The 11,757-nt window shown below is 62.0% G+C and carries 9 protein-coding genes; 8 read left to right on the top strand and 1 reads right to left on the bottom strand.

Annotated elements, in window-relative coordinates:
- Nucleotides 1-39: 39 nt before the first annotated feature.
- The 3 genes from OVA24_RS14350 to katG all read left to right on the top strand — a co-directional run bounded on the left by OVA24_RS14350 (nt 40) and on the right by katG (nt 5,194).
- Nucleotides 40-2,073 (top strand): ATP-binding cassette domain-containing protein, encoded by a 2,034-nt coding sequence (locus OVA24_RS14350; RefSeq protein ID WP_267670570.1) that lies wholly within the window; start codon nt 40-42, stop codon nt 2,071-2,073.
- 72 nt (nt 2,074-2,145) lie between these two features.
- Nucleotides 2,146-2,379, top strand: a complete 234-nt coding sequence (locus OVA24_RS14345) for a hypothetical protein (protein ID WP_267670569.1) — start codon at nt 2,146-2,148, stop codon at nt 2,377-2,379.
- A gap of 535 nt (nt 2,380-2,914) precedes the next feature.
- Complete coding sequence (gene katG / locus OVA24_RS14340) at nt 2,915-5,194, top strand: catalase/peroxidase HPI (RefSeq protein WP_267670568.1); 2,280 nt, start codon at nt 2,915-2,917, stop codon at nt 5,192-5,194.
- A 69-nt stretch (nt 5,195-5,263) separates the two neighbouring features.
- On the opposite strand, the gene OVA24_RS14335 is transcribed toward katG, so the two are convergent.
- Complete coding sequence (locus OVA24_RS14335; RefSeq protein WP_267670567.1) at nt 5,264-6,106, bottom strand: hypothetical protein; 843 nt, start codon at nt 6,104-6,106, stop codon at nt 5,264-5,266.
- 192 nt (nt 6,107-6,298) lie between these two features.
- Here OVA24_RS14335 and murI point away from each other — a divergent pair, with 192 nt between their 5' ends.
- The 5 genes from murI to OVA24_RS14310 are packed head-to-tail and all read left to right on the top strand — an operon-like array spanning nt 6,299 to nt 11,706.
- Complete coding sequence (gene murI, locus OVA24_RS14330) at nt 6,299-7,102, top strand: glutamate racemase (RefSeq protein ID WP_267670566.1); 804 nt, start codon at nt 6,299-6,301, stop codon at nt 7,100-7,102.
- A gap of 59 nt (nt 7,103-7,161) precedes the next feature.
- On the top strand, nt 7,162-8,508 hold the full coding sequence (gene glmM / locus OVA24_RS14325; protein WP_267670565.1) for a phosphoglucosamine mutase: 1,347 nt from the start codon (nt 7,162-7,164) through the stop codon (nt 8,506-8,508).
- A complete protein-coding gene (locus tag OVA24_RS14320; protein WP_267670564.1) occupies nt 8,505-9,359 on the top strand; it encodes a hypothetical protein in 855 nt (284 codons plus the stop codon). Before glmM ends, OVA24_RS14320 begins: the two co-directional genes overlap by 4 nt.
- Nucleotides 9,360-9,372: 13 nt before the next feature.
- A complete protein-coding gene (glmS, locus tag OVA24_RS14315; RefSeq protein ID WP_267670563.1) occupies nt 9,373-11,214 on the top strand; it encodes a glutamine--fructose-6-phosphate transaminase (isomerizing) in 1,842 nt (613 codons plus the stop codon).
- A 12-nt stretch (nt 11,215-11,226) separates the two neighbouring features.
- Nucleotides 11,227-11,706 (top strand): hypothetical protein, encoded by a 480-nt coding sequence (locus tag OVA24_RS14310; RefSeq protein ID WP_267670562.1) that lies wholly within the window; start codon nt 11,227-11,229, stop codon nt 11,704-11,706.
- The last annotated feature ends 51 nt before the right edge of the window (nt 11,707-11,757 follow it).

Below are 11,757 nucleotides of genomic sequence, written 5' to 3'. Positions count from 1 at the left end.
CGGGTTTCAAGCGTGATCCCCGGCATACTTGCGATCAAAATGGAACCGAAATCAGCGATGCCTGTGAAGGGCGGGGGCGGAGCGCCCGCCATCGCCACAGCAGCTCCCGCCGGGATGGGACCCGGGGGGGCGGGCGCTGGTGATCAACCGGTCAGTCCGTTCCGCTTTTCCGTGTTATGGAAATTCGGCGGGAAATATCTCGGCTGCCACATGGGGATGGTGTCCCTTTACATCGTGGGGCATCTGCTGATCCAGACGATCCTGCCGCAGCAGGTGGCGGTCTATCTGGGGAAACTGACGAACCATTTCTCCCAAGGGGGGGCGAAAGGAGCCGCTCCGGCCCCGTTCGATGATGGGCTGCTTGCGACCTACTGGTACTGGATCGGTTTTACGGTGGTATTGCTCGCCGGTGGTTTCGGCTTCCAGTGGTTGGTGGCACGGCTGGACGGAAAGATCTCCAACGCGGTGAAGGCGGATCTCTTTTCCGCGCTCCTGCGGCAGCCGCCGAAATTCTTCCACCAGAATGATTCGGACCGGTTGACGATGATCGTGAACCAATACTCGAACCAGATTTCCGGCAGCATCCGGCGGTTGCTGGTGGAGCCGGTCTTGCAGGTGGTGGCCATCGGCGTCATCGGCTTCACGATCTACCAGTCGCTGATGGGCCTGGCCAGCGGGCCGGCGGTGTGGACTCTTTTCGGGGTGAATGGGGTGTGGGTCATGTTCGGCGCCATCCTTCTGTTCGCGCTCAGTTCGCCGTGGATCGTCAACCGAATGGGGGAGTTCCTCCAACGGGATGCCGCTGCGGTGCAGAACCAAAGCCTGGGGCTTGCCACGCTCATCGGCGGCGCGCTGAAGGCCCCGGAGGAGATTCAAGCGATGCGGGCGGAGCCGGTCTTTGAAAGGAAACTCTCCGCTCTGCTGGACCGCTCGCTTTCCCTGATGATGTCGCAGACGGTCACCATGGAGAAGGTGAACACTTTCGGCCGTCTGCCCGGCACGGTGGTGCTGGCGGGTTTCCTCGGTCTGGCGATCTTTCTGGAAATGCGCGGCGTGGGAGGGCAGCCGGGCACCATTGTTCAGGTGGCGATGCTCACTCCGTTGCTGATGGCGGCGGTGCAGCAGCTCTCCGGATTCGGCATCACGCTCCGCATGAGCTGGCCGCCGATGGAGATGATCGACGATATCCTGTCGTCCGCCCCGGCTGAGGAAGTGCCGGTGCAGCAGCCGGAGGGCTCATCCATTGAGCCATCTCTGGAGGCGCGGGATCTCGTTTTCAGCTACGCTCCCGGGGAGCGACCGAATGTGCTGGAGGGAGCTTCTTTCCTGATTCCTCCCGGAAAGGTGACCGGATTCGTCGCCCGGCCGGGGCAGGGGAAGACCACCTTTTTCCGGCTCGCACTGAGGTTTTACGACTGGCAGTCCGGTGAGGTGCTGCTCGGAGGGAAGCCCATCCGCGAACTGCCTCTGTCCGAGGTCCGCCGCCATCTGGTGCTGATGTCCCAGTTCCCGGCCTTTTTCTATGATACGGTAAGGGAGAACATGCGCGTGGCCGTGCCGGATGCGGACGATGCGGAGATCACCGCAACCATGCGGCTGACCGGGCTGGATGCCGTGCTGGAGAAGTCCATGGGACCCGACGCGCTGGATCGTCCTTTCGCGGCGGGGAGCGGGCTTTCCGGCGGCCAGAAGAAACTCTTCGCGCTGACCCGCTGCCTGCTGCGGAAGCCGTCCGTGTTGTTCCTGGACGAGCCGACCACGGGAATGGGGCCGATGGAGAAATTCCCCCTCATCGGGACCATGCGCCGCTCACTGGAAGGCAGGACGGTGGTGGTGGTGGACCACGACATCGTCTGGCAGTCCCGCTTCTGCGACTATTTCCACGTCCTCAACGAAGGCCGCATCATCCAGTCCGGCACTGCTGAGGAGCTGCTGGCCCAACCGGGATTGTTCCGCCAGCTCTACGAGGAGGCCTCTGGCGCGGCGGCACAGCCAGGTCCGTCTGAACCCCACGGGCCGCACGGTGAACCTCCCCCGGAAGGAGGCAGGGCCGCGGTGGCCATGCCCCTCTGAATCCTGAAACTCTCAGCCCGCACACCCGAAAGGGAACGGGCACCAACCAGACAACCAAAACACCAACGAACCATGTCAGACGAACGGAAAAAAGAAGAGATCGGCGTCGGCGTTGCCGGCGAAGCTCCCGGCGATGCGGAGATCATCGACCTCGTGAAACCGGGTGAAGATGAAGTGGGCGGCCGCTACCGGCGCTGGACCCGCGTGTCCTGCCCGTATTGCTACGCTCTCAACGACATCGTCGAGGAGACGAACTACCGCCAGTGGTTCCGCTGCTGGAACTGCCGTGGAACCTTCCAATACTGAAGCCCTCACCCGGCAAGCGGCGGGTCTCCGGACCCGCCGTAAGGAGGGTGGACGCTCCTGTCCACCGGCTGCAACAGGAACCCGGAGCAAAGGCGATTCACGGAAGATCGACCTTTCTCACATCGCCAATGCCCCCGGGGGACAGGAATGGGAGCGCAGCGGACATAGCGGCCCTGCCGCAATGTCCCCCCTCCTTACTCGTCTGCTCCGGGCATTTGTATATTTTGTGACCTTGCCTGTTTGTTTTCGTTGCTCCTGTCTCACATCGACGATGAAATATGAGGTATAGTTTATTCCTATGTCTTGTTGATCGGATATAGGGGAAAATTTCAAGTCGTTGAGCGGGTTTGCCCCGATCCGGCTGACTTCGCCGTCCGTGCCGGAAGTGCTTCCCATCGCCGTATCTGGCCTCTTGCGGAGCAGCGGTGGATGGACTCCGGAGCAATTCCGTGTATGTATCCGCCATCTCCGTGCGGGACATTCCGCGCGGAGCGATCCCACCCGCTTTGCAACCCATAAGCACCAAAGAGATCCCATGTCAGAAGAAGCCTCACGCTGCCCCGTTGACCATTCCGCCGCCTCCGCCCCGAAGAGCAAATGCCCCTTCAGCCATTCTCCCTCCAAGGGTACCACCAACCGCGACTGGTGGCCGAATTCGCTCCGCCTCGATCTCCTCAACCAGCACTCGGCGAAGTCCGATCCCATGGGCGGCGACTTCGACTACGCGGAGGAGTTCAAGAAGCTGGACTATGCCGCGCTGAAGGCGGATCTCGCGGCGCTGATGACGGATTCCCAGGATTGGTGGCCGGCGGACTTCGGCCACTACGGCGGCCTTTTCATCCGCATGGCATGGCACAGCGCGGGCACCTACCGCACCGGTGACGGCCGCGGCGGTGGTGGCCGGGGGCAGCAACGCTTCGCCCCGCTCAACAGTTGGCCGGACAACGTTAGTCTGGACAAGGCCCGCCGCCTTCTTTGGCCGATCAAACAGAAGTATGGCCGTAGGATTTCCTGGGCGGACCTCTACATCCTCACCGGCAACGTCGCGCTGGAGACCATGGGCTTCAAGACCTTCGGCTTCGCCGGGGGCCGGGTCGATACCTGGGAGCCGGATCAGGACGTTTATTGGGGGCGCGAAACGACCTGGCTGGGTGGTGACAAGCGATACGCCCACGGCTCTGAAGGTGTGGAAAAGGAGGGCGGCGTGCTCGTCTCCGATGACGATGCGGATGGTGACATCCATTCCCGAAAGCTGGAGAACCCGCTGGCCGCGGTGCAGATGGGCCTCATCTATGTGAACCCGGAAGGTCCGGACGGCAACCCGGACCCGGTCAAGGCGGCCTACGACATCCGCGATACTTTCGGCCGCATGGCCATGAATGACGAGGAAACCGTCGCCCTCATCGCCGGTGGCCATACCTTCGGCAAGACCCACGGTGCCGGCCCGGCGGACAACGTCGGCGCGGAACCGGAGGCCGCCGGTCTGGCCGATCAGGGCTTCGGCTGGAAGAACAGCTTCGGCACGGGCAAGGGTGGGGACACCATCACCTCCGGCCTGGAGGTCACCTGGACCAGCACCCCGACGAAGTGGAGCAACAACTTTTTCTGGAATCTCTTCGGCTACGAATGGGAGCTGACGAAGAGTCCTGCGGGCGCCCAGCAATGGGTGGCCAAGGGCGCGGGTGCCACCATACCGCACGCACATGATCCCACCAAGAAACTGGTGCCGATGATGCTCACCACGGACCTCGCCCTGCGCTTCGATCCGGAATACGAAAAGATCTCCCGCCGCTTCCTTGAGAATCCGGACCAGTTCGCGGACGCCTTCGCCCGCGCTTGGTTCAAGCTCACCCACCGGGACATGGGGCCGCGTTCCCGCTACCTCGGTCCGGAAGTTCCTGCGGAGGAACTGATCTGGCAGGATCCCATCCCGGCTGCGGAGTCTGCCATCGGCGACAAGGACATCGCCGCTTTGAAAGGGAAGATCGCGGAATCCGGTCTCAGCGTTTCCGAGCTGGTCTCCACCGCCTGGGCATCTGCCTCCACCTTCCGGGGATCCGACAAACGCGGTGGTGCCAACGGCGCCCGCATCCGTCTGGCCCCGCAGAAGGACTGGGCGGTCAACCAGCCGGAGCAGCTTGCGAAGGTGCTCGGCGTGCTGGAGGGGATACGGAGCGACTTCGGCGCCGGTGGAAAGTCAGTTTCGCTCGCCGATCTCATCGTGCTGGCCGGCAATGTCGGCGTGGAGAAAGCGGCGCAGGCCGCAGGACATGACGTTTCCGTGCCTTTCACTCCCGGCCGTGGCGATGCGACGCAGGAGCAGACCGATGTGGAGTCATTCGACGTTCTGGAGCCGTATGCCGACGGCTTCCGCAACTACCAGAAGCAGAGATACGCCGTCTCCGCCGAGGAACTGCTGATCGACCGGGCGCAACTTCTGACCCTCACCGCACCGGAACTGACCGTCCTCATCGGTGGTCTGCGTGTCCTCGGTGCCAATGCTCCGGGAGATGCCAACGGCGTCTTCACCGACAGGCCGGGTGCCCTCACCAACGACTTCTTCGTCAACCTGCTCGACATGGCGACCGCTTGGAGTCCGACCAGCCCTGACGAAGATACCTTCCATGGCCGCGACCGGAAAACCGGCGCACCGAAGTGGACCGGCACCCGTGTGGATCTGGTCTTCGGTTCCCACGCCGTGCTGCGCGCGCTGGCGGAGGTCTATGCCACCGCAGATTCCCAGGAGAAGTTCGTCAAAGACTTCGTCGCCGCCTGGGCAAAGGTGACGGAGCTGGATCGCTTCGATCTGGCGTGATCTGACATCCGAATTCCACGCCCCGGGCTTGTCCAAGGTCCGGGGCGTTTTCCGTTCATGGCGGAGATGTCAGCGCTGGACGACCCTGAAGAACTTCGCGGGTAAGGAAACCGCCTGGGACCAGGAAAGGACTGCTCCGGTTCCATCAACCGGCTGGCCGACCTCCTCCCATAAGGAGAGGTTGGTCGACTGTTGGATCTGATAGCGCACACCCACGGCACTCTGCCAGCGGAGTACCAGATTTTTGTTCTCAACTCCTGATTCATTGGGAATCACGATCTCGGGCTGGTTGCTGAGGGTCAGGGCGTATTTCTTCAGCGCGATGAAATCGCCGCCTATCGGGCCTGCATCCGGATCTTTCACCAGTGAATAGAGGGTGGAACCATTGAATCCCGCGGTTTGGAAAGCGCGGGAAGGATCGTCATTCATTGTGGAACTCCCTTTGGAGAAACTCTCACCTGAAAGAGTGAGCACATTCATCTGTGGGTTCGCATGCTTGTTATAGATGACGAGATTGCCGGAACCGAAATCGCTGGATTCGGACACGGATGCGACCGCCGCATCCGGACCGGCGTGGATGAGGCGGATGCTGATGCCGACGGGGCCGGAAAACATGGCACCGAGATCGGCACTCATCCAGACCTCATTGCCCTGTGGGTCCAGCAGGATCAGTTTCTCGGTTTCCTCCATCACGGACTTCCAACGACCCTCGACGGAGAGGAGCGTGTAGCCGGAGGGGGAGGTGAGATAGCGGCTGATGAAGATTTCGCTGCCGGAGGTGAGGGGATCGCCGTTGGGTTGCGGATTGGGACCCAGAAAGGTTTCTGCAACGGGGCGGTATTCCCATTTCAGTTCAACTTGGGCGTTGGAGACAAGCGTCAGGGAGATGAGTAACAATAGAGCGGATTTCATAAAAGGAGGGGGGTGGGGTAATATTCGTTTGTGGATTGAACCTTATGTTTGAAGCGACTGTCAAGGGGGCGTCCGACGGGCGGAATCCGGTTCGATCCGCCATCGGTAGCCGGCTGGGCCGGGTGGAGGCGAACTCGGAAAGGAACAAGCTTGCCGCTTGCCCCCGGAGCCGTCATGGGCACACTCGGAGCAGTGAATTCGGCACCCCTTGGCATTTTCGATTCCGGCGTCGGCGGATTGACGGTCGTGCGGGCCGTCCAGGAGCTTCTTCCTTCGGAAGATATTCTCTATCTGGGGGATACGGCACGCCTTCCCTACGGATCGAAGAGCCCGGAAACCATCCGCCAGTTCGCGGATGAGGATGTCCGCTTCCTGATCAGCAAAGGGGTGAAGGCGGTCGTGGTGGCCTGCAACACGGCGACGGCCCACGCGCTGCCGCAACTGCACCAGCAATACCGCGTGCCGATCATCGGGGTGATCCAGCCGGGGGTGGAAGCCGTGCTGGAGGACGCTGGGGCGGCCCGGATCGGGATCATCGCCACCCGTGGCACCATCCGTTCCCACGCCTACCAGCATGCGCTGGCGCAAAAGCGCACCGGCCTGCTGATCCACGGGCAGGCGGCGCCGCTGCTGGTGCCGCTGGTGGAGGAGAACTGGATCGGGCATCCGGCGACGCGGGAGGTGCTGAAAACCTACCTCAATCCGCTGATCGACCGTGGCATCGACACGCTCATGCTGGCGTGCACGCACTATCCGCTGTTGATACCCGTGTTGAAGGACCTCCTCCCCGGAGATGTGAGGCTGGTCGATTCCGCCACCACCTGTGCGGAGCATCTGAAACGCGAGCTGACGCGGCTGGAACTGCTGGCCTCCCGTGAGCGTGAGGGAACCCTCGAACTCCATCTGACGGACCTTTCCGAACAATTCGAGGATCTGGCCCGTCAATTCCTGAAGAAATCCCCAGGCCGGATCCACCGGGCCGTACTGGGGCCGTAATCGATTCGCTCTTGTTTAAAGCCTCGGAATCTGAGCTACTCCGCCCCCCGACCCCTTATATGAAACTTTTTGGAACCGATGGCATCCGTGGCAGGGCGAATGAATTCCCGATCACGGCGGAAGTGGCCCTGCGTGTGGGCAAGGCCGTGGCGCGGGTGATGCGGACGTCCGGGACGAACCGCAACCGGGTGCTGGTGGGCAAGGACACACGGATCTCCGGCTACATGCTGGAAACCGCCCTCACCAGCGGGTTGGTGTCGATGGGCATGGACGTGCTGCTCGTCGGCCCGCTGCCGACCCCGGCGGTGGCCCACCTGATCAAGTCGATGGGGGCCACGGCGGGCATCATGCTCACGGCATCCCACAATCCCTACGAGGACAACGGGCTGAAAATTTTCGGGCCGGACGGCTACAAGCTTTCCGACGAGCTGGAGGCGATCATCGAGCGCCACATCCTGGGTGACGAGCCGGAGGCGACCCCGCTGCCTGCCGCCCAGATCGGCAAGGCAAAGCGTATCGACGACGCCCGCGGCCGCTACATCGAGTTCGCCAAGCACACGGCGGACAACATCTCGCTGCACGGCATGAAGATCGTGCTCGATTGCGGGAACGGTGCGGCCTACTCCATCGCGCCGCTGATTTTCCGGGAACTCGGCGCGGAGGTCATCACCACCGGCATCGATCCGGACGGCCTCAACATCAACGACGGCTGCGGTGCCCTCTATCCTGAAACCGCCGGCGACCTCGTGCGGCTGCACAACGCCGACCTGGGCGTTTCCTTCGACGGGGACGCGGACCGTGTCATTTTCACGGACGCGAACGGCCAGGTGGTGACCGGCGACCGGGTGCTGGCACTGTGCGCGATCGGCCTCAAGGAACAGGGCCGCCTGAAGAAAGACACGCTGGTAGCGACCGTCATGAGCAACCTCGGGATGATCGAGGCGATGAAGAAGCAGGGGATCAAGGTGGAGACGACCGCCGTCGGCGACCGCAACGTCATCGAGTGCATCCGGAAGAACGGCTATTCGTTCGGCGGTGAAAACTCGGGACACCTGATTTTCGCGGACCATTCGACGACCGGTGACGGCATCATGAGTGCGCTGCAGATCATCCGCCTGATGAAAGAGCGGAACGCGACCATGGCCCAGCTTTCCTCGGTGATGACCGAGTATCCGACCCAACTGGTGAACCTGCCGACCAAGGCGAAGCCCGCCATTGGTTCGCTCAAGAAACTGAACGCGCTGATGGACGAGGCCACCGGAGACTTCGGTGACCAAGGACGCCACCTCATCCGCTACTCCGGCACGGAGAACAAGATCCGCGTGCTGGTGGAGCACCGCGATGCGGAGCAGGTGGAACGCTGGGTTTCCAGGTTCACGGACGCCATCAAGGAGGAGATCGGATGAGCGGCGGAACGTGTGCACCACTTTCGCTGACGAGGGAGATCGAGGACTATCCCATCGGCAATATCCCGTTGAAACAGCACCAGGCGGACGCCCTGGTTGCAGCCGGGCTGGATGGAAAACTCACGATACATCCGCACGCCTGGCTTTCCGCTGCGGATCTCACGCAGCTTGCCGATTCCCACCGCACCACCTTGTGCGATGAGGCCGGCGAAGCGCTGGCATGGATCGGCAGTGAGGCTGACATGCACTCCGCCCTGCAAGGTGCGGCATCTTTCCTGATCCGCTATCCGTGGGACCTTCTGCGCGCGAACGAGCAATTCGTCGGCGCGCTTTGCGAAGACCGCATTGAAGGCGAGGTCCACCCGCTCGCGGTCATCGAAGGGCGGATCCGACTTGGCAAGGGCAGCCGGATCCTGCCGGGAGTCTTCATTGAGGGCAATGTGGTCATCGGTGAGAACTGCAAGGTCGGCCCGAACTGCTACCTGCGCGGCAACACCTCCGTCGGTGACAAATGCCACATCGGCCAGTCCGTGGAGATCAAGAACTGCCTGATCCTTTCAAAGACGAATGTCGGGCACCTTTCCTATGTCGGTGATTCCGTGCTGGGTGAAGGAGTCAACTTCGGCGCCGGCACCACGACTTCCAATCTCCGCCATGACGGTGGCAACCATACCTCCCGCGTGGAAGGCAAGCTGGTGGACACCGGCCGCCGGAAGTTCGGCACCATCGTGGGGGACGGTGTGCACACCGGCATCAACACCTCCATCTATCCAGGCCGGAAACTTTGGCCGAAAACCAGCACCTTGCCGGGCGAAATCGTCCGCAAGGATGTGCTGAAATCCCTATTCTGAACCATCTCTCATCATGTGTGGCATTGTCGGATACATCGGAAAGGCGGACGCCGCCTCCGTCCTCATCAACGGCCTGCGCCGTCTGGAATACCGTGGCTATGACTCCGCCGGTCTGGCGATCCTGGACGACGACCGGGTGATGGTCACCAAGGCCCCGGGCAAGGTCGCCGTCCTCAAGGACAAGACCCGTTCCTCCTGGGCACCGGAGCTGATGCAGCGCGCGAGCATCGGCATCGCCCACACCCGCTGGGCGACCCACGGCCCGCCCACCGAGGCCAACGCCCACCCGCACCTCGACCAGTCGGAAGAGATCGCTCTGGTCCACAACGGCATCATCGAGAACTACCGCGCGCTGCGTGCCCGCCTGGAGGGGAAGGGACACCATTTCTATTCGGAAACGGACACGGAGGTGCTGGCCCACCTTATCGGCGACTGTGACAAGGGTGACCTGTTCCAGGCTGTGACGGACGCGCTCCACCAGGTGGAGGGGACCTTTGGCATCGCCGTGTTGTCGGCGCGTGAGCCGGATCGCATCATCACCGCCCGCCGTGGCAGCCCGATCGTGATCGGCGTGGGTGACGGGGAGACGATCATCGCTTCGGACGCCTCCGCCATCGTCGCGCACACCAAGCGGGTGATCTATCTGGATGACAATGACATCGCCATTGTCACCGGGGACTCCGTGGAGATCCGTGACCTCAACAACGTGCCGGTTACCCGTGAGATCGCGGAACTGGGCATTGATGCCGCTGCGGCGGAGAAGGGTGGCTTCGAACATTTCATGCTCAAGGAAATCCATGAGCAACCGGACGCGCTTTCCAATACCATCCGCGGACGTCTGGACCTGGATCTGGGTTCGGCGGTGCTTTCCGGCATGGCCACCTCCCCACGCGAGCTGGCTGAGCTGAGCCGTGTGGTTCTCGTCGGTTGCGGCACTTCCCTGCACGCCGGTCTGGTGGGTGAATACGCCTTCGAGGACATGGCGGACGTCCATGCCGAGGTGGAGCAGGCCGCGGAGTTCCGCTACCGGAATCCGTTGCTGGGCAGCCGCGACTTCGTGGTGGCCATCTCCCAGTCCGGGGAAACCGCGGACACGCTGGCGGCGGTGCGCGAGGCACGCCAGAAAGGCGCGTTCGTGATGAGCCTCTGCAACGTGGTGGGTTCCACCATCGCCCGGGAAACCGGACGCGGGGTGTATCTCCACGCCGGTCCGGAAATCTCCGTGGCATCCACCAAGGCGTTCACCTCCCAGGTGGCGGTGCTGCTGATGATGGCGCTCAAGCTCGGCCGTGGCCGTCGCGTTTCCCGTGACGAAGGCATCCGCTTCGCCCGCGAGATCGAATCGATCCCGTCGCTCGTCAGCAAGGTGATCGCGCAGAGTGACCGCATCGAGGCGATCGCCAAGGAATACAGCGCGAACGAGCACGCATTCTTCATCGGTCGTGGCCCGATGTATCCGGTGGCGCTGGAAGGCGCTCTGAAACTCAAGGAAATCTCCTACATCCACGCGGAGGGATACCACGCGGCGGAGCTCAAGCACGGTCCCATCGCCCTTCTTCAGGAAGGTACGCCGGTGATCGCGCTGGCGGTGGATATCCCCGGCAAGGACAAGACCCTCGGCAACGTCGAGGAATGCCGCGCGCGCGGTGCGAGGATCCTCGGCATCATCAGCGAAGGCGACCACGAAACCGCAGAGGCGATGGACGACTACATTGCCATCCCGCGCACCGATCCTCTGGTCTCCACGGTTCCCGCCGTGGTGGCGCTGCAGTTGTTCTCCTACTTCGTCGCGAAGCACCGCGGCTGTGAGATCGATCAACCGCGGAACCTCGCGAAGAGCGTGACGGTGGAGTGATCTTCCTGAGAAATGATCGGCCGGATCATCAAACGATTGAAATTGGGTCGCCTCAGGAGGTGTTACCGGGCCGGTGCCGAGTTATCGAGGTTCATTGCAAAAGATATCAAGCGGGACATCCATGTGATCGACTCTTCCGAGTTGGAACATGGTTATGTAACCGCCCGGGTCCGTACGAACAATGTGCTTTGGATATCAAGGGGTATCGAGCCAGAGCCTTTCGGGAGTCCGGAGATTGTGAATATCGACAAGGCTTGGTCGTGGGATGGGGAGGCGTGGGGTGGCAAAGTGTACGAGAGACCACGCATCCCTCTTCTGTCAGCAGGGCAGCTTATGGATATTCTTTTGCCGGTTTTTACAGAAGCGACTTTCAAGGGCGAGATCATCAACGCAGAGCACAACTCATGGAGAATTGAGGTATCAAATCCTCCGAAGTTGGTTGAATTCGTTTGGGGGCCTCTCTCGGGTTTTGGAGGGATGCGATCACAGTAGGGCGGATGACGACATCTTTGCCTATTGTGACGAGTATTTCTACGGAGCGGA

Source organism: Luteolibacter sp. SL250 (genome assembly GCF_026625605.1).
GTDB lineage: Bacteria > Verrucomicrobiota > Verrucomicrobiia > Verrucomicrobiales > Akkermansiaceae > Luteolibacter.
The sequence above is the reverse complement of the archived record's forward strand: the minus strand, read 5'-3'. Positions and strand labels throughout refer to the sequence as shown.

What these genes read in the sequence shown, in the direction of transcription:
- OVA24_RS14335 (WP_267670567.1), bottom strand. Translation starts at nt 6,106, where the DNA reads ATGAAATCCGCTCTATTGTTACTCATCTCCCTGACGCTTGTCTCCAAC.
- OVA24_RS14320 (WP_267670564.1), top strand. Translation starts at nt 8,505, where the DNA reads ATGAGCGGCGGAACGTGTGCACCACTTTCGCTGACGAGGGAGATCGAG.
- glmS (WP_267670563.1), top strand. Translation starts at nt 9,373, where the DNA reads ATGTGTGGCATTGTCGGATACATCGGAAAGGCGGACGCCGCCTCCGTC.
- OVA24_RS14310 (WP_267670562.1), top strand. Translation starts at nt 11,227, where the DNA reads ATGATCGGCCGGATCATCAAACGATTGAAATTGGGTCGCCTCAGGAGG.
- glmM (WP_267670565.1), top strand. Translation starts at nt 7,162, where the DNA reads ATGAAACTTTTTGGAACCGATGGCATCCGTGGCAGGGCGAATGAATTC.
- katG (WP_267670568.1), top strand. Translation starts at nt 2,915, where the DNA reads ATGTCAGAAGAAGCCTCACGCTGCCCCGTTGACCATTCCGCCGCCTCC.
- OVA24_RS14350 (WP_267670570.1), top strand. Translation starts at nt 40, where the DNA reads ATGGAACCGAAATCAGCGATGCCTGTGAAGGGCGGGGGCGGAGCGCCC.
- OVA24_RS14345 (WP_267670569.1), top strand. Translation starts at nt 2,146, where the DNA reads ATGTCAGACGAACGGAAAAAAGAAGAGATCGGCGTCGGCGTTGCCGGC.